Consider the following 18,051-nt stretch of genomic DNA (forward strand, 5'->3'; position numbering starts at 1 on the left):
ACGTTCCGGACCGCCGAAGCGTATGCGAGAATATTCTATGAACCAGAACACCGACCTGCTGACGCTGCGGTCCGTCTCGAAATCCTACGGCACCGTTCCGGTGCTGCACGACATCGACCTGTCGATCAAGGACGGTGAGTTCCTGACCGTGCTTGGGCCGTCAGGCTCCGGCAAGACCACGGTGCTGCGGCTGATCGGCGGGCTGGAACCACTGACGTCGGGCGAGATCCGGCTCGACGGCCAGGATATCAGCCGCATGCCGATCAACCGGCGGCCGTTCAACACCGTGTTCCAGGACTATGCGCTGTTCCCACATCTGACCGTTTCCGGCAATGTCGGCTACGGGCTTTCGGTTCGCCACGTGCCGCGCAAGGAGATTGCGCGCCGCGTCGCGGAAGCGCTGGAACTGGTCCAGCTCGGCCGTTTCACCGACCGCTTTCCGGCCCAACTCTCCGGCGGCCAGCGCCAGCGCGTCGCCTTGGCCCGCGCGCTGATCTGCCAGCCGCGCCTGATCCTGCTCGACGAGCCGCTGGCAGCGCTCGACCTCGAGCTGCGCCGGCAAATGCAGGAGTTCCTGAAATCCATCCAGCGCGAAATCAAAACCACGTTCCTGTTCGTCACCCACGACCAGGAAGAAGCGATCGGCATGGCCGATCGGATCTGTGTCATGCAGGCCGGCCATATCCGCCAGCTCGGCACCCCGCACGAGCTTTACTACAAGCCGAATTGCGAGTTCGTGGCGCGCTTCTTCGGCGAGAACAATCTGGTGGCCGGAAAGCTTGGATCCGTCCAGGGTGAACTGCGATCGATCGAGACGGCGCTCGGACGCCTGGTCTGTTCGATCAGTGACCAGCCGCATTTGAAGACTGCGGCGGATGGCGCCAGTGCCTTCGCTGCCTTCCGTCCCGAGGCCTTGCACCTTGCCGATGCAAAGGACACCGACAACCGCTTTTCCGGCACGATCGCCGACATGGCCTTCGCCGGCTCGTCGACCGTTGCCACCATCACGGCCGGCGCCGACCATACTGGGCAACGCTTGCGGCTGCGCATGCCGAGCCGGGTCGACGGCAGCACGCTGAAATCCGGCGCGACGATCTCCCTGGCGTTTGCGCCGCATGAAGGCCACCTGGTGCTGGCATGAGCGGACCCGGCACGATACCGCTCGCGGAACGGCGATGGTCGCTGCTGGTGACGGCGCTGGCTTTCGCCTTGCCGGTGGTCTTCGTCCTCGTGCCGCTGGCGATCTTCCTCGGCTATAGCTTCTTCAGCGTCGACCAGGGCACGATCGTTCATACGCTGTCACTGGGCAACTATTTCCGCTTCTTCACCGATCCGATCTTCCTTCCGGTGTTCTGGAACACCATCGTGCTGTGTCTCTCGGTGGCGGCAATCTGCATTCTGCTCGCCTATCCCGCCGCCTATTTCCTGACGACCCTGAAGGGGCGCTGGCGCTACGCCTTGCTGATGCTGCTGCTGGTGCCGCTGCTGATGAGCTACGTCATCAAGATCTATGCGATCCGCAGCATCCTCGGCCTTAACGGCTTTCTCAACAAGGCGCTGGTCGGGCTCGGTATCCTGCAGGAGCCGTCGACGCTTTTCGTGTTCAACATGAACGCCATCCTGCTGACGCTGACGCTGCTGCTGATCCCGTTCGCCATCCTGCCGATCTTCCTGTCGCTGGAGCGGATTCCGCAGGTGCTGCTACGCGCCTCCGACGATCTGGGCGCGAGCGGCCTGCAGACGTTCCTGCGCATCACCTTGCCGCTCAGCCTGCCCGGCGTCGCCTCTGCGGCGAGCTTCGTGTTCGTGCTGGCGATCGGCGATTTCCTGACGCCGCAAATGGTCGGCGGCATCAGCGGCTTCACCTTCGGCCGCATCCTCTATAGCCAGTTCGGCACCGCCTACAACTGGCCGTTCGGTGCGGCACTATCAGTGGCGCTGGCGGTCGTGGTGATCGCGGCAATTCTTGTCGGCGAGCGCTTCGGCCGCAACCGGGGGACAGCGATATGACCGCCCTGCCCCGGCTATCCACCGTCCTTCTGGCAGCGATCACGACTTTGGTCGCGGTTCTGCTCTACAGCCCGCTGGCCGTGCCGATCGTGTCGTCGTTCTTCACCATTGCGCATGGCAATGTCGACTGGTCTTCGCCGACGCTTGCGACCTATGTCGCGCTGGCCGAAAACCACGACATTCTGGCCGCATTGCGCACCACGCTGATCGTCGGTGTCTGCACCGTCGTCCTGTCGGTGGTCAGCGGAACGCTGCTGGCGCTCTATTATCACAGCCGCCGTTCCGGGCGCTCGCTGCTGCAGTTCATCATCTTCCTGCCGTTCCTGATGCCGCCTATCATCAGCGGTCTGGCGCTGCTGATCTTCTTCCGTGAGATCGGCCTTGAACGCTCTCTGCTGACGGTGGTCATCGGGCATACGGTCTTCGTGCTGGCAATCGTCTATCGCACGGTGCTGATGCGACTGCAGTCGATGAGCCGCACACTGGTCGAAGCGTCCTACGATCTCGGCGCCACGAGCTGGCAAACGTTCTGGCGCATCGTCCTGCCGAACCTGTCGAGTGCCATGGTCGGCGGCGCCATCCTGGCTTTCGCGCTGTCGTTCGACGAGACCATGATCACCATCCTGGTCACCGGCACCCAAAGCACGCTGCCGGTCAGGCTGTGGGCGATGATGCGGCTTGGCTTTTCACCCGACATCAATGCGCTGGTGGCGCTGATCCTGATGTTCACCGTACTGCTCTGCGTGCTCGCCGCGCGTTTTCTTATCCCCAGGCAAGTCGCGACGGAACGGACCTGAGTGCGCGGCAGCCACGGCCGACGGATGTCGCGGAGTCGCGTTGACTACAGGCTGGCCGCTATGATTTTGCGAAGGCAGGCGGAATCAGGTCGAAGACCCGCCCCGGATTGAGGATGTTTCTGGGGTCAAGGGCTGCCTTCCGCCGCCGCATGGTGGCGATCTCGGCATCGCTGCGGACCAGATGCAGCCACTTCTTCTTGTCGAGGCCGATGCCATGTTCGGCCGAAACGCCGCCGCCGGCTGCCGCCACGCCGCGATAGACGATATCGTATGCCGCCGCCGGATCCACAGTGCGGACCTGGTAGTGCAGATTGCCGTCACCGAGATGGCCGAAGACATAGATGTCGGCGCCGGGATCGACGGCGTGGATGGCAGCGTCCGCTTCCCGCAGGAAAATTCCCATCCGCGCCAGCGGGATGCCGATGTCGACGCCGACCAGACCTTTGATCGAAAACAGGACGCGATTGGCGTCCTCGCGCACGGCCCACAGCGCCCGGACTTCGCGCGGCGACTGCGCGACGACCACATCGTCAATGACACCGTCTTCGACCGCTTGCATCAGCACTTCGGCAAAGCGCTCGCCGTCGCGTTCGGGCTCGCTGCCCTGGATCTCGGCCAGCACGTAGACGGACGAACCCGCCGGCAGCGGCGCCGGCATGTCCATGCTGGCGACCATCGTGTCATAGAGCGGCGCGAAGTTGACCTCATAGGCGGACAAGAGTGGGCCGAGCTTCTGCCGCAGCAGCCCAAGCAGGGCGATCGCCGCATCGAGCGACGACAGCGCGCAGAAGGCGTTTACCTCGGACACCGGCTTCGGATGCAGCCTGAGCGCCGCGCGTGTGACGACGCCAAGCGTCCCTTCCGTGCCGATGAAGAGCTGGCTGAGGTCATAGCCGGAATTGTCCTTGGGCAGTCCCTTCAGCGATGTCAGTACGGTGCCATCGGCAAGCACCGCCTCCAACCCCAGAACCTGCGCCCGGTACATGCCGTAACGCAGCACGCGGATGCCGCCTGCATTGGTGGCGACATTGCCGCCAACCGTCGCCGAGCCGCGTGCGCCCATATCGACGCCGAACATCAGACTCGCGCCGTCGGCCGCCTCCTGCACCGCCTGCAGCGTTGCGCCCGCCTCGGCGACGATGCTGGCAGCCTGGCGATCCGGCGCATCGAGACCGGTCATCCGCTCCAGCGACAGCACGATTTCGCCCGGCTGCACGCGCGCGGCGCCGGTCAGCCCGGTGCGTCCGCCCTGCACGACAACTGGCTGGCCGAGATCGTTGCATGCGGCCAGCGCGGCAGCGACACCCTCGGTGTCGCGCGGACGCAGCACCGCTTCGGGCAATGCGCCGAGCTTGCCATCGGGATCGTCGCGATAGCGCTGGTCCACATCGGAACCGGCGAGCACACCGACCGCGCCCAGCCGGCCGCCGAGAGCAGATAGAAGTTTCTCAGTTTCAGGCGACATTGGCCAATCCTGTTGATGGGCCAATCCTATTCGTGATCGCCTGCCGGTCAAACCCTTGCCCGTGCAAACGATATGGTTCTCACGGCCTGGCGGCGCAGATCCTGTTCCTGTTCCGGCACGCACCCAACATGCTGCTCGGCTGGAGCATGCTGCGCGACCGGTTGGACGATACGAGATAGGCGGACCGTCACCTGGCCGAGCCAAGGTTTGCCGACAGAACAGCGGCCGCCACAGCGATGTCTTGCTCGATGAAAGTCCGAACGGCAGGACCACTGCGCTGCTCCAGCGCGGCGACGATCTTGCGATGCGCATCGTTCGACTGCGGAACGTAGCGATCGGCCTGCATCAGCAGCTTGAGATACGGCCCGACCCGTCCCCAGAGGTCGCGAATCATATTCAGAAGGATCGGCGCGCCGGCATGCTGGTAGATGGCGAAGTGGAAGCCTTCGTTCAGCGTGAGATAGGCCTTGGCGTCGCCCTCCTCGATGGCGTGCTGCATGCCGGCCAGCGTGACGTGGATGTCGACCAGCCCGCTTTCGGTCATCCGCGACGCCGCCATCTCGCCCGCCAGACCCTCGACCGCGATGCGGATGCGCGTCAGTTCCTCGAAGGCGGGCGCGGACAGCAAGGGCACGATGACCGAACGGTTGTTCTGCATCTCGAGCAGCCGCTCGGCAACCAGCCTTTGCAGCGCCTCGCGAATGGGTGTCGTCGATATGCCGAACGTCTCGGCGAGCTTGCGGATGACCAGTGTCTGGCCTGGGCTGAAGCCACCGGAAATCAATTCCTGCTTGAGCGCGCCATAGGCGCGGTCGTTCAGGGTTTGATGTTCAAGCTTCAGCATGCGCGGCTCGCTCCGGTCACCAGTTCGACAGTGCGCGATCGAGCGTCTCGGCCAGCTGTTCGGCATTGTCCCTGGCAAAGGGCAGCGGCGGCCTGATCTTGAGCACATTGCCGCGCGGACCGCAGGAGGAGATCAGCACGCCGTCCTCACGCATGGCTTCGACGACCGCCGATGTCTTGGTGGCGGCCAAGGCCTCGTCGCCCTCCGCCGTCAACTCGACACCGAAATAGAGCCCGTTGTGCCTGACGTCGGCGACGATGCCGTGCCTGCCCTTCAGCGTGCACAGCAGGTCGGCCGTATAGGCTCCGACCATGCGTGCATTCTCGATCAGCCCCTCGTCCTCGATCACCTCGAGAACGGCAATGCCGACAGCGGCCGCGACCGGGTTGCCGCCGAAGGTGTTGAAGTAGCCGGTGTTCGAGCCGAAGGAGGCGACAAGCTGTGGCCGCACGATCACCGCTCCCATCGGATGACCGTCGCCGATCGGCTTGCCCATCGTGATGATGTCAGGCTCGATGCCATAATTGGCGAAGCCCCACATGCCCTGGCCGAGCCGGCCGAAGCCGGATTGGACCTCATCGGCGATGACGATGCCGCCCGCCTTTTTTACGTGATCCGCCGCCTCGCGCATCACCGCAGCATCGGGAAAAAAGATGCCGTCGCTGGAAAACGCCGAGTCGAGAAGCAGTGCGGCCGGACGGATATTTTGCGCGCGCATGTCCTCGATGGCGGCGGCGACATTTTTCGCGAAATCGCGCGCGGCGCGGCCATGATCGCGGAACGTGTCCGGCGCTGCGACAGTGCGGTGCTGCGCGGGCACCGCTTTCACCCCGACCGCGGCCGGCGACAATTGTGCGGTCGCGATCGTCGCGCCGTGATAGGCGAAGTCGGTGATGATCACCCCGGTGCCGCCGCTGGAATGCTGGGCGATGCGGATGGCAAGGTCATTGGCCTCGCTGCCGGTGCAGGTGAACATGGCATGGCCGAGATGGGGCAGACAGGTGCCGAGCAATTTCTCGGCGTAGTCGAGGATGATCTCGCTGAGATAGCGTGTGTGCGTGTTCAGTGTTGCGGCCTGCCCCGACAGGGCCTCGACGACACGCGGATGGCAGTGGCCGACCGAGGCGACATTGTTGTAGGCGTCGAGGAATTTTCGGCCCTGGGCGTCATAGAGCCAGACGCCGCTGCCGCGCACCAGATGGATCGGGTTGCGGTAGAAGGCGCGGTAGGTCGGGCCAAGCAGCCTGGCGCGGCGCTCGAGCAACGCGCGCTCTTGCGCCGAGGCGCCGGCATCGGCAAGGGCATTTGCAGGCGAGGACTGGGACACGGGCATCTACTCCGGATTGGAATGGTCGAGAAAATAGCGGCCGGCATCAGCGGACGACAGGCCGTCCAGCCGTTCGAGCGAAGCCCAGACCTCGGTGGCGAGGCGCAGGACATAGTCGCGCTTGGCCGGGAAGCGCTCGGCCTGCCAGCTGGCGATGTTGGCGATGAGCGCAAGCCGGGCACGGATCAGATCAAAGAGGATTTCTAGCTCTTCAGCTTCGAGCGGCTGCACCGATTGATAGCCGGCAACGAAGCGCGCAGCCGGCGCCAGTGGATGGCCTTCCGCCGGCCAGCGGTAGACGGCGCCGATGGCGAGATCGCAGATCAACGGCGAGTGGATCATGTCGCCAAAGTCGAGAATGCCGCTCACGATCTCCGGCCGCGACGCGTCCATCACCACATTGTAGGAGTTCATGTCATTGTGGACGATCTGGGCGCGCAGTTTCGGGATGACCGGCGCCGCATGCTGCTCGAAGGCGTTGATCGCACGCTCGACCATGGCCCGCCGGCCAGCGTCGGCGATATGCGCCAGCATCGGCCGCGTCTTGGCGACCTTGCGGATATCCCAAAGCAGGTCGCTGCCCGCCGCAGGATGGAAGAAGCCGCGCAGTGCGCGGCCAAGGCGGGCGAGGAAGATGCCGAGATTGCGATCTTGCGCCGGTGATGCAGGCGACCGCGACAGCAATTGGCCGGGCAGATAGGTGACCAGCCGGACGATGCGTGGCGCCGATCCGCCTACACTGACTGTGAATTGCGCCTCACCTTGCAGGCTTTTGCGCAGCGAAGGAACCGGCAAGGTCGGGTCGACCGCAAGGATGTGATCGAGCGCCTTGTTCTGGAAGTCGGTGAATGCCACCTCTTCCGCCGGATGGGAGATTTTCAGGACGAATTCGCCCTCGCCGTCCGTCTGTATGTGGAAGTTGTGGTCGCGCTCACCAGGCAACGGGCGCGCGGTTCCGCTCAGGCCGTAGTACCGGCGCAGGATGGCAAGCGCGTCGGCCGTCGAAACGTCGGGCGCGTCCTCGGCGAGTGTTTCGCCGAAAGCATCGGGCACAGCCGCGTTCATGGCCTCGCCTCGGGATCGACGGGCTCAAGGCCGCACCAGTCGGCGATGAACAGCGCGATGGTCTGGGTGACCTTGCGCACCGAGTCCAGGTCGACGGCCTCGTCATAGCCGTGCGGCATGCGGCAGATCGGGCCGTAGACGATCGCCGGCGTGTCGGCATAGAGGCCAAAGAAACGTGCATCGGTGGTCGCCGAGGTGACGTGTTCCTTTAGCGGCTCGCCCCAGACAGCGGTATGGCTGCGGCGCAAAACGGCTTCCATCTCGTCGGCGCCCTCCAGCACATAGCCCTCGGCCATGAAGCCGTTGTAGGTGAGCCGCGGCGGGCGGTTGGCCAGGAACGGATCGGCGCGGGCCGCATCGGCGATGCACGCCTCAAGCTCTGCCCTGGCGTCCTCAAGCCTCTGACTGGGATAGGTCGCGACCCGCATCTCGAAGATACAGCGCGCCGGAACGCTCGACGTCCATTCGCCGCCTTCGATCTTGCCGAGATTGAAGCGGATCGGGTGCGGATGGTCGCAAAAATGCGGGTCATCGACCTTGCGCGCGTTCCAGACGATTTCGAGCTGCTTCAGCGCCTGGATGATGACAAATGCCTTTTCGATGGCATTGGCGCCGGCGGAAAAAGCGCCCGACGCGTGCTGCGGATCGCCGTCGACCTCGACCCTGAACCAAATCGGCCCGACCTGCGCCCGCATCAGCCTCGGCTCCAACGGCTCGGGGATGAAGGCGGCATCGGCGCGATAGCCGCGCTGCAGGCAGGCGAGCGCGCCATTGCCGGTGCACTCTTCCTCGACCACCGACTGGAGGAACACGTTCGCCGCCGGCTGATAGCCGAGGCTGCGCAATGCGGTCAGCGCATAGAGGCAGGCGGACAGGCCAGCCTTCATGTCGCCAGCGCCGCGGCCATGCATCCAGCCGTCCTCGATCGCCGGATCGTAGGGATCGCGCGCCCAGCGGTCGAGCGGTCCCGTCGGCACGACATCGATATGGCCGTTGAGGATCAGCGAGCGGCCGGTCGCGTTTCTCGGCGTATGGCTGGCAACGACATTGAAGGCGTCGTCATAGGACACCGCCACCGGTGAAAAACCCGGAAGGTCGCGAATCGCGTCGACATCGACGCTCCACATGTCGACCGCATAGCCGTTGACCTCATAGGCAGCCGCCATGAAGGATTGCGCAGCATGCTCATCGCCGCGCTGGGAGGGAAAGCGCACGAGATCGGCCAGGAACGCGACCTGTCGCGCGAAGCCGTCGTCGACCGCGCTGAGAATAGCCTCGTCCGCAATCCGATCAGGCATCATATTTCACTTTCATCCGAATGGTGTATCATATCTCATATGCCATTTCTGTGAAATGCAAGGGGCAGCGGCGCCAAAAATCCGATCCAAGCCCAACAGCATCTTGTCAGACCATTCGTGGGTGTTGGCATCAGCGGCCGCAAGCCGATACTGCTAACGGGCAGAGATGAAGAGGAATGCGTTGATCTCCGAAGATACGATGCCGGCCGAAATCACCGATCTCGCCATTGGCTACCGGCGCCTGCCGGCGGGCAAGCTCGCCAATGCGGTGACGTGGATGGAGGCGCGTGCTCCGCAGCCCGACCTCGCGCAACCCCTGGCTATGACCCGGATCACGACGCCCGACTGCGCCTCCTATCGGGCGATCTTCCTCGAGATCGGCGCGCCCTGGCTGTGGGACCGCGTGTCTGAAATGTCCGACGCCGAGATAATGGATCACTTCGCCGATCCGCGTCAGCATCTCTACTACGGCCATGATGAAAGCGGCGCGCATCTCGGCATGGTCGAATTCTTCGCCGCCGACAGCAACGAGATCGAGATCACCTATTTCGGCCTGATCCCGTCCCTGACCGGCCGCGGTTTCGGCAAGCGTCTGATGGCCGGCGCGCTCGAGCAGGCATGGCGCCTGAAACCAAGCCGTGTCTGGCTGCATACAAGCAGCTTCGATCATCACAGCGTGATAGGCTTCTACGGCGCCTGCGGATTTGTGCCGTTCGCGTCCGGTTTTGAGATCGTCGACGATCCCCGGATAAAGGGCACCTTGCCGCGCAATGCCGCGCCGCAGATTCCGCTGATCGAAGCGGAGTGGAGCAGCTGCCATCCGGAGAACCGACAGGTTGCGCGAGCCTAGATGAGAACAGCTCCGCAACCCACCCCGCACGCGTCGCCGCATCACCGCCGATGGGTCCGCCGAGAGACCATCCTGTCGACGCTGAAGCGCCATATCGATACGCGCATCGTGCTGTTCGCCGCGCCGGCTGGCTTCGGCAAATCGACGACGATGGCGCAATGGGCCGCGGAAGCCGCGCGCCTCGGCCGGCTGACCGCGTGGCTGTCCTGCGAGGCGACCGATAATGACGAAGGCGCCTTCCTGTCGCATCTGGTGGGGGCGCTGCGCCATCTCGTGCAGAGCCCGGCGGAACTCGACCTTGCCTTCCAGTCGAGCCCGATACCGCAGCTTGACGTCGTTCTCGCCGCGCTGGTGGCGGGGTTGGCGGCGCGCGAGGCCGACATCACCTTGTTCTTCGACGACTACCACGCCATCGAGGCGCCGGCGGTGAAGCGGTTCATGGAGCGCCTGACCCGGCAGGCGCCGGCCAATGTCGCCTTCGTCATCGGTTCGCGCAGCCTGCCCGACCTGCAGCTCGGCAAGCTCAGGGTGCTGGGCGACGTCTGCGAAATCGGCCCCGACGATCTGCGCTTCGCCTCCTCCGAAGCCGAGGCCTTCTTCAACGAGAAGCTCGGCTTGAGCGTCAGCAGCGGCACCGTGGAGACCTTGTGTTCACGGACCGAAGGCTGGGCCGCCGGCCTGCAGCTCGCCTCGCTGTCGCTCAGTGCCGCGCACGCGCCCGAAACCGTCATCGGCAATTTCACCGGCGCCAACCGCAACGTCGCCGACTTCCTGATGGGAGAAGTGTTTCTCGAACTGCCGCCAGCGATCGCGAAGTTCCTACTCTACAGTTCGATCTTCGAACGCTTCAGCGCCGAGGCCTGCCGGGCGGTGATGCGGGCGCCGGATGCCGAGGCGGCGATCACCGAAATCGAGACGCGCAATCTGTTCCTGGTGCCGCTCGACGAGGAGCGCCGCTGGTTCCGCTATCATCATCTGTTCCGCGACTTCCTCAGCCGCGAGATGGAACGGCGCGAACCGGAGATGATCGCGCCGCTGCACCTGGCGGCCGCCGAATGGTTCGGCGAACGCAAGATGCTGACTGAAGCGATCGGCCATGCGCTCACGGCCGGCGACCAGGCCCGCGCGGCGGTGTTCGTCGAGAACAACGCGCTCGACCTCATCGCCCAATGCCAGCTTCTCTATGTGCGCCAGTTGCTGGCGCTGTTGCCCAAAAAGCTGATCGACCAGCGCATCCGGCTGCAGTTGATCGTGCTGTGGCTGGCTGTGCACAGCAGCCAACCCGAGCTTGCCCAACAGACGCTGACCAATGCGCGCAAGCTGGTCGAAACCGGGCCGGCCGACGGCAAGGATCCGGGCACTTTGACCGGCACCGCGATCGATGCGGAGCTGGTGGTGCTCGCCGCCGCCGTCCACAGCACGCTGGAGCAATTCGAGGAGGCGCGCGATACCGCACTGGCGGCCCTGCGCGTCATCGCGCCCGACGCCTGGTTCATGGAAGGCGCGACGGCCAATGTCATCGGCTACAATCTCTATGCGCTGGGCGACCTCGACGGCGCGCGCGCGGCGGTGGACGCGGCGCGCAAGGCGCATGAGCGAAGCGGCAGCCTGCTCGGCGTCACCATCGCCAATTGCTATATGGCTGTTATCGAACGCTCGGCCGGCCGCCTGCCCGCCGCCGAACGGCTGCTGCGTGACGCAATCGCCGAGGCCAGGGCACGGATCGGTCCGAATTCCTACGCCGAAGCGCTGGCCGGCACGCTGCTTGCCGAACTTGCCTATGAGACCAATGCTTCGGGCGAAGCGCTGACCTTGGTGGAGAATCTCGGGCCGCTGATCGAAGGAGCGGCGGTCATCGTCTATCCGCTCGCCAGCGTGCCGACCTATGCCCGCGTGCTGCAACTGACCGGGCGCACGGAGGCTGCACTCGATATGCTGGAGCGGGTCTACCAGCGCCTGCGCGGCTCCGTGTACCGTCGTCTCGCTTCGGTGCTCGTGCATGATCGCGTCAGGCTGCTGCTCGACCAGAACCGCGGCGCCGAGGCGCGCGCCCTGCTGAACGAGCATCGCCGCGGACGGCCTGAGACCACTCCCACGGTCGCCAACGAATTCGAGTTCTTCGCCGAGGGCCGCTTGCTGACGGCGGAGAAATCCTATGCCGATGCAGCGCGGGTCTTCGACGTGCTTCTGGAGCGCACGAAAAGCGGGGGGCGTATGCGCCGCCATATCCTGGCGCTGATCCAGCGCGCCAAGTGTGCTGGCCAGGACCAGCGCGAGGCCGACCGCTATCTGCTCGAAGCGCTGCGCCTTGCCCACCCCTCTGGCTTCATCCGCTCCTTCGTCGATGAGGGAAAGCCCGTTGTCGAAGGGTTGATGCGGCTGCGTGCGGCCCAGGCAAAGACCGAACCGGCACTCTCAGCCTATGCCACGCGCATCATCGATGCCGCGCAGATGGTGCCTGTGGCGACGCGCAGGCCGGCCCAGCCAGCCGCAGAGAAGGAACACCTCACCCAGCGCGAGGCCGAGCTGCTGCGCTGCCTGACGGAGGGCATGTCCAACCGCGATATCGCGGTTGCGCTGTCGGTCAGCGAAACCACGGTGAAGTGGCATCTGAAAAACATTTTCGGCAAGCTGGCGGTGAGCAACCGGGTCCAGGCCGTGCGCGCCGCGCAAGGGTCGGCAAACCTCCGTACCCCTCCGAAAGGAGGGGCATAGATAACAGGCGCAACCCCTCTTTCGGGTCGGGCCACGCCGATGCAAGCCTGTTAGCGTCACCAGGTTTTTAGAGGACGCTGCGGATGGCGACAGGTTACGTTTTTCACGAACAGCTGATGTGGCATGACACCGGCTCCAGCGCCGACATGATGCCTCCCGGCCGTTTCGTGGAACCCGGCCGGCATCTGGAATCCCCCGGCTCGAAGCGTCGGCTGAACAATTTGATCCAGGTCAGCGGCCTGTCGCGCCACCTCGTGCCGATCATTCCAGAGCCGGTTTCGGTCGAGGACCTGCTGCGCGTGCATACCCAACGCCACGTCGACGATATCCGCATGCTCAGCGAACGGGGTTCCGGCTTCGCCGGGCCGCAGGCGCCGATCGGCCTCAACAGTTTCGACATCGCCTTGCTGTCGGCTGGTACCACCTATGCTGCCATGCGCGCCGTGCTGACCGGTCGGGTCGACAACGCCTATGCGCTGGCGCGGCCGCCAGGGCACCATGCCGAGCCAGACCAGGCGTTGGGCAATTGCCTGTTCTCCAACATCGGCGTCTCCGTGCGCCGGCTGCAGCATGAAGGCCTGCTTGGCCGCGCGGCGGTGGTCGACTGGGACGTGCATCACGGCAACGGCACCGAGACGGTGTTCTATTCCGACCCATCGGTACTGACCATTTCCGTGCACCAGGACAACCTCTATCCGACCGGACGCGGCGCGCTGGTCGACAACGGCAAGGGCGCCGGCGAAGGCTATAACATCAACATCCCGCTGCCGGCCGGCAGCGGCACCGGCGCTTATGAATCGACCTTCGATCGCGTCATCGCCCCTGCCCTGCGCGCCTACAAGCCGGACCTCGTCATCGTCGCTTCCGGCTTCGACGCATCGGGTTTCGATCCGCTCGGTCGCATGATGCTCAACAGCGAATGCTTCCGGCGCCTTGCCGCACGCATGGTGGCGCTGGCCGCCGAGACATCGAACGGACGCCTGATCATGAGCCATGAAGGCGGCTATTCCGAAGGTTATGTGCCGTTCTGCGGCCATGCCGTCATCGAGACGCTGGCCAACCATCGCACCGAAGTGGTCGACCCGCTGTCGGACCATATCGACGAATGGGCAGGCCAGGACTTGCAGCCGCATCAGGCTGAAGTGATCGATGCCGCCGAAGGCCTGCTTGCCGGCCTGCGCCAACGCCTCGCCAGTGCGGCCTGACGCGATGGATTTTGTCGTCACCACGCTCCTCAATGCGCTGACGCTGATCAGCATCCTGATGCTTGTGGGGCTCGGCCTGGCGATCAGCTTCGGCCTGATGAACGTGACCAACCTCGCGCATGGCGAGTTCGTCACCGTCGGCGCCTTCGCGGTCTATTTCGTCCAGAGCATCGGCGGTTCGTTCTGGCTGGGGCTGGCCGCCGCACCGATCGCCGGCGCGGTTGTCGGCTGCATCCTCGAATTCGCCATCATCCGCCATCTCTATTCGCGGCCTGTCTCGACCGTGCTCGCCACCTGGGGCGTCAGCCTGATTCTGCAGCAAGGGCTGGAGCTGACCTTCGGTCTCGGCGCCAAGCCGGTGTCGCCGCCGATCGAAGGCACGCTCGACCTCTTCTTCACCGTCTATCCGGCCTACCGGCTGATCCTGATCGCTATTGCCGCGCTGACCCTGCTCGGCGTCGTGCTACTCATCAGCCGAACATCGTTCGGCCTCGACATCCGCACCGTCATCCAGAACCGCGAGATGGCCGAGGGCGTCGGCATCAACACGCGGCGTACCTATGCCATCGCCTTCACCTTTGGCGCGGCGATCGCGGGGCTCGCCGGCGGGCTGGTCGCGCCGCTGGCGATCGTGCTGCCGCAGATGGGAGTGAACTATCTCGCCAACGCCTTCTTCGTCGTCATCGTCGGCGGCGTCGGTTCGATCGGCGGCCTTGTCGCCGGCAGTGTCTTCGTCGGCGGCCTGACGAGTGTCCTGAACTACCAGATATCGCCATCGCTGGCGCAAGCGATCGTGCTGCTCGCGGCCATCGTCGCCGTGCGGCTGCGGCCCAACGGCCTTTTCAACGGGGCATCGCGATGATCGCCCGGGACCGCAACTGGCTGCTGATCTTCGCGGTCTGCGTGGCGCTCGCAGTCGTCTATCCGTTCATTGCCGATGGCTATCAGCTGACGGTGATCCGCGACGCACTGATCTTCGGCCTGTTCGCGGCGAGCCTCGACTTCTTCTGGGGTCGCACCGGCATTCTGTGTTTCGGCCACGCCGCTTTTTTCGGCATTGGCGGCTACATCATGGCACTGGTCACGCTCAATGACGCCATCCCATTCGCAAGCCTGCTTGGTATCATCGGCGCGGTGACCGGCGCGGCCTTGGTCGCCGCCATCATCGGCTACTTCCTGTTCTTCGGCGGCATCCGTGGCAGCTATTTCACCATCGTCACGCTGGCCATGGGCGTCATCTGCCAGCAGGCCGCGGTCTCCTGGAGTTCGGTCACCGGCGGCGACAGCGGCCTGATCGGCATCCCGCCGATCGAGTTCGATGTCGGCGGGCTGCATGTCGATCTCAGCCAGGATCTGCCCTCCTACATCTTTGTCTCGGCCATCGTCGCGGTGGCCGTGCTGGCGCTGTGGTCGATCAGCCGCGGGCGCTGGGGCACGGTGCTCACCGCCATCCAGGACAATGAAGTCCGGGCGGCCGCGCTTGGCCACCACGCGCCGTTGCGGCTGCTCGTCACGTTCGTCGTGTCGGCGGCCATCGCCGGGCTTGCCGGCGCCCTCTATGTCTGCATGGCCGGGTTGGTGGCGCCGGACCTTTCGGGGCTGCTTCTGTCGACGGAAGTCATCGTCTGGGTGGCGGTCGGCGGGCGCGGCACGTTGCTTGGTCCGGTGCTCGGCGCCATCTTCATCCAGCGGGCGCAGCAGACGATCAGCAGCTTCAACCCGAGCCTGTGGCCGCTGCTGCTCGGCTGCGTCTTCGTCGTCATCGTCTTCGTCTTGCCGGACGGCATCCTGTCGATCTACGCGCGGCTGAAGGTCCTGTTCAAAGGCCGGAGGCGCGCGCAATGAGCGACGTGCTGCTCCAGGCCGAAAATGTCGGCATCCGCTTTGGCGGCCTGCAGGCGCTGGAATCGCTTGATCTCACCGTGCGCGATAAGGAGCTTTGCTGCATCATCGGGCCGAACGGCGCCGGCAAGAGCACCTTCCTCAACGTGCTGACCGGCACGCTTCGCCCGACCAGCGGCAGCGTGCGCTTCCTCGGCCACGACATCGCCGGCCTGCCGCTGCACCGCATCGCCCGGCTCGGCATCGCCCGCAAGTTCCAGATCCCGTCGGTCTTCCCCAGCCTGTCGGTGGAGGACAATCTGAAGGTGGCACGGTGGGGGGCGCCGGCACCGGTCCGGCCGCTCGCCGAGTTGCTGGAACTGGTCGCGCTCGGCAACTGTGCCGCCACGCTGGCCGGCGAACTCGCGCACGGCCAGAAGCAATGGCTGGAGATCGGCATGGCCCTGGCGATCGAGCCAAGGCTGCTGCTGCTCGACGAGCCGACCGCCGGCATGACGCCGCAGGAGACGCTGGCGACCGCCGAGATGCTGCTGCGGCTCAAGGGCGAATTCTCGATCGTCGCGGTCGAACATGACATCCGCTTCGTGCGGGCGCTGAACTGCGAGACGCTGGTGCTGCATCAGGGGCGCCGGCTGCGCAGCGGTCCTTTCCACGACATCGAGACCGACGAATTGGTCCGCGACGTCTATCTGGGGAGGCGCTGACGATGCTGCGGACAATGGCGATCTCGGCCGGCTACGGCCTGCTCCCGGTGCTGAACGGCATCGACCTCAGCGTCGCGCCGGGCGAAGTCGTCGGCCTGCTCGGCCGCAACGGCGCCGGCAAGACGACGCTGCTGCGCGTCATCGCCGGAGCCTTGCGGGCGAGCGGCGGCGCCATGCTTCTCGGCGACCAGGACCTCACCAATGCGCCGGCCTTCCGGCGCGCGCGGGCAGGCATCGCGCATGTGCCGCAGGGACGCGGCATTTTCAACCAGCTGACCGTGCGGCAGAACCTGGACGTCGGCACACGCGCCGCCAAGGGGCGTGGCGATGGCGGCATACCGACTGACATCTTCGGCTATTTCCCGATCCTGCGTGAGCGCGAAGCGCAGGTCGCCGGCACGCTTTCGGGTGGCCAGCAGCAGATGCTGGCGATCGGCCGCGCACTGTGCGGCCTGCCATCGGTGCTGCTGCTCGACGAACCCTCGGAAGGCATCCAGCCGAACATCGTGCAGTCGATCGCCGAGCTGGTGCCTCGCATCGCGCGCGAGCGCGGCATCGCGATCGTTCTCGTCGAGCAGAATCTCGATCTCGTGCTCAAGGCGGCGGACCGCTGCCTGGTGATGGAGAAGGGCAGGATCGTGCACGAAGGCGCGCCGGAGGCGTTCGCCGACGAGACGCTGCTGAAGGATTTGTTGGCTTTGTAAGGCGTGCATGGGGCGCGCCTGGACTGGAAGGGAACACAAAAATGATAAGCAGAAGAACTGTTCTGAAATCGGGCGGCGCCGCGGCCGCCTTCGCCATGGTCGGCGCGCCGTCGATCCTGCGCGCCGCCGACACCGTCAAGGTCGGCCTGTCGATCCCGATCACCGGATTGCAGGCGATCCTCGGCGAGACGCTGCTTAATTGCTACAAGCTGGCGGCTGCCGAACTCAACGCCGCCAACGGCATTGGCGGCCGCCAGGTCGAATTGTTCATCGAGGACAACCAGACCACGACCAAGGGCGCGATCGACAAGGCACGCAAGCTCATCAACGAAGACAAGGTCGACGTGATCATGGGCACGATCATCTCGCCCGAGCGCAGTGCGACGCTGTCCGTCACCTCGAAAGCCAAGAAGCTGTTCTTCTACCCGACCAATTTCGAAGGCGGCGAATGCAACCGCTACTTCGTCGCCACCGGCCCGATCCCGATGCAGCAGGTCGACCCGATGATGCCTTGGGTGGCCGAGAACCTCGGCAAGACGATCTATGTCATGGCCTCCGACTACGCCTGGCCGCAGAAGATGACCGAGGCGATCACCGCGGCCTACGAGAAGGCCGGCGGCAAGATCATCGGCGCCGATTACTATCCGTTCGGCACCACAGATTTCGGTCCGGCCTTCCAGAAGATCAAGTCGCTGAAGCCCGATGTCGTCTGGTCGATGGTGGTCGGCAACGACGCCGTCACCCAGCTCAAGCAGTATCGCAGCTTCGACATCAAGCAGCCGCTGATCGCGCCGCTCGACGAGGTCTTCAACAAGGACGCGCTGCCGGCCGGCGTGGCGGCCGGAACCTACGCGCCGCAGCCCTACTGGATGGCGCTCGACAATCCGGTCAACAAGAAGTTCATCTCGAGCTTCCGCGAAAAGTTCGGCCAGGAGAAGATGGTCAACGGCATCGGCGAGGCCGGTTACAACGGCCTGCATCTCTACGCGCTGGCCGCCGAAAAGGCCGGATCGCTGAAGGACGACGATGTGCTGGCGGCGCTGCCATCGATCGAGTTCGACGCGCCGCAAGGCAAGATCCGCGTCGACGCCACCAACAACCACACGCTCTGCCATTCCTATGTCGGCAAGGCGGCGGCAGACGGCATCAGTTACGAGATCGCCAAGGATTTCGGCGTCATCGCGCCGGTGACGCCCTACTGCAAGATATAGCGAACCAAGCTGCC

Annotated in this window: 16 protein-coding genes; 11 read left to right on the forward strand and 5 right to left on the reverse strand. The window is 64.9% G+C overall.

The window, feature by feature from the left end; genetic code table 11:
* The first annotated feature begins 37 nt into the window (after window positions 1–37).
* From HNQ71_RS05830 to HNQ71_RS05840, 3 genes are read left to right on the forward strand one after another with little or no spacing between them, the layout of a single operon-like run.
* Window positions 38–1,141 (forward strand): ABC transporter ATP-binding protein, encoded by a 1,104-nt coding sequence (locus HNQ71_RS05830; RefSeq protein ID WP_184871591.1) that lies wholly within the window; start codon window positions 38–40, stop codon window positions 1,139–1,141.
* A complete protein-coding gene (locus HNQ71_RS05835; RefSeq protein WP_184871592.1) occupies window positions 1,138–2,010 on the forward strand; it encodes an ABC transporter permease in 873 nt (290 codons plus the stop codon). The genes HNQ71_RS05830 and HNQ71_RS05835 overlap by 4 nt, the downstream gene beginning before the upstream one ends.
* Complete coding sequence (locus HNQ71_RS05840; RefSeq protein WP_184871593.1) at window positions 2,007–2,807, forward strand: ABC transporter permease; 801 nt, start codon at window positions 2,007–2,009, stop codon at window positions 2,805–2,807. The genes HNQ71_RS05835 and HNQ71_RS05840 overlap by 4 nt, the downstream gene beginning before the upstream one ends.
* A gap of 58 nt (window positions 2,808–2,865) precedes the next feature.
* On the opposite strand, the gene HNQ71_RS05845 is transcribed toward HNQ71_RS05840, so the two are convergent.
* The 5 genes from HNQ71_RS05845 to HNQ71_RS05865 form a co-directional block, all read right to left on the reverse strand.
* Entirely contained in the window at window positions 2,866–4,272 is a 1,407-nt protein-coding gene (locus HNQ71_RS05845; RefSeq protein ID WP_184871594.1) for an FAD-binding oxidoreductase, read from the reverse strand.
* A gap of 187 nt (window positions 4,273–4,459) precedes the next feature.
* Window positions 4,460–5,116 (reverse strand): GntR family transcriptional regulator, encoded by a 657-nt coding sequence (locus tag HNQ71_RS05850; protein ID WP_184871595.1) that lies wholly within the window; start codon window positions 5,114–5,116, stop codon window positions 4,460–4,462.
* 16 nt (window positions 5,117–5,132) lie between these two features.
* Window positions 5,133–6,449 carry an aspartate aminotransferase family protein gene (locus tag HNQ71_RS05855; RefSeq protein WP_184871596.1) on the reverse strand — a complete coding sequence of 439 codons (1,317 nt, stop codon included), beginning with the start codon at window positions 6,447–6,449 and terminating at the stop codon, window positions 5,133–5,135.
* Window positions 6,450–7,508, reverse strand: a complete 1,059-nt coding sequence (locus HNQ71_RS05860; RefSeq protein WP_184871597.1) for a phosphotransferase — start codon at window positions 7,506–7,508, stop codon at window positions 6,450–6,452.
* Window positions 7,505–8,806, reverse strand: coding sequence for an ArgE/DapE family deacylase (locus HNQ71_RS05865; RefSeq protein WP_184871598.1), 1,302 nt, complete (start codon window positions 8,804–8,806; stop codon window positions 7,505–7,507). The genes HNQ71_RS05860 and HNQ71_RS05865 overlap by 4 nt, the downstream gene beginning before the upstream one ends.
* A gap of 181 nt (window positions 8,807–8,987) precedes the next feature.
* Here HNQ71_RS05865 and HNQ71_RS05870 point away from each other — a divergent pair, with 181 nt between their 5' ends.
* The 8 genes from HNQ71_RS05870 (at window position 8,988) to HNQ71_RS05905 (ending at window position 18,037) form a co-directional block, all read left to right on the forward strand.
* A complete protein-coding gene (locus HNQ71_RS05870; RefSeq protein WP_246461208.1) occupies window positions 8,988–9,656 on the forward strand; it encodes a GNAT family N-acetyltransferase in 669 nt (222 codons plus the stop codon).
* The gene (locus HNQ71_RS05875) at window positions 9,657–12,371 is read left to right on the forward strand and encodes a winged helix-turn-helix domain-containing protein (protein WP_184871600.1); all 2,715 of its coding nucleotides are present in this window, start codon (window positions 9,657–9,659) and stop codon (window positions 12,369–12,371) included.
* Between the two features lie 83 nt (window positions 12,372–12,454).
* Complete coding sequence (locus HNQ71_RS05880; protein WP_184871601.1) at window positions 12,455–13,576, forward strand: class II histone deacetylase; 1,122 nt, start codon at window positions 12,455–12,457, stop codon at window positions 13,574–13,576.
* Window positions 13,577–13,580: 4 nt separating this feature from the next.
* Window positions 13,581–14,438, forward strand: a complete 858-nt coding sequence (urtB, locus tag HNQ71_RS05885; RefSeq protein ID WP_184871602.1) for an urea ABC transporter permease subunit UrtB — start codon at window positions 13,581–13,583, stop codon at window positions 14,436–14,438.
* A complete protein-coding gene (locus HNQ71_RS05890; protein ID WP_184871603.1) occupies window positions 14,435–15,421 on the forward strand; it encodes a branched-chain amino acid ABC transporter permease in 987 nt (328 codons plus the stop codon). Before urtB ends, HNQ71_RS05890 begins: the two co-directional genes overlap by 4 nt.
* Window positions 15,418–16,122, forward strand: a complete 705-nt coding sequence (locus tag HNQ71_RS05895; RefSeq protein WP_184871604.1) for an ATP-binding cassette domain-containing protein — start codon at window positions 15,418–15,420, stop codon at window positions 16,120–16,122. Before HNQ71_RS05890 ends, HNQ71_RS05895 begins: the two co-directional genes overlap by 4 nt.
* Window positions 16,123–16,124: 2 nt before the next feature.
* The gene (locus HNQ71_RS05900) at window positions 16,125–16,826 is read left to right on the forward strand and encodes an ABC transporter ATP-binding protein (RefSeq protein WP_184871605.1); all 702 of its coding nucleotides are present in this window, start codon (window positions 16,125–16,127) and stop codon (window positions 16,824–16,826) included.
* A 41-nt stretch (window positions 16,827–16,867) separates the two neighbouring features.
* Window positions 16,868–18,037 carry a substrate-binding protein gene (locus tag HNQ71_RS05905; protein ID WP_184871606.1) on the forward strand — a complete coding sequence of 390 codons (1,170 nt, stop codon included), beginning with the start codon at window positions 16,868–16,870 and terminating at the stop codon, window positions 18,035–18,037.
* Window positions 18,038–18,051: the final 14 nt, after the last annotated feature.

Origin of the sequence: Mesorhizobium sangaii, assembly GCF_014207355.1 — a bacterium.
Classification (GTDB): Bacteria; Pseudomonadota; Alphaproteobacteria; order Rhizobiales; family Rhizobiaceae; genus Mesorhizobium; species Mesorhizobium sangaii.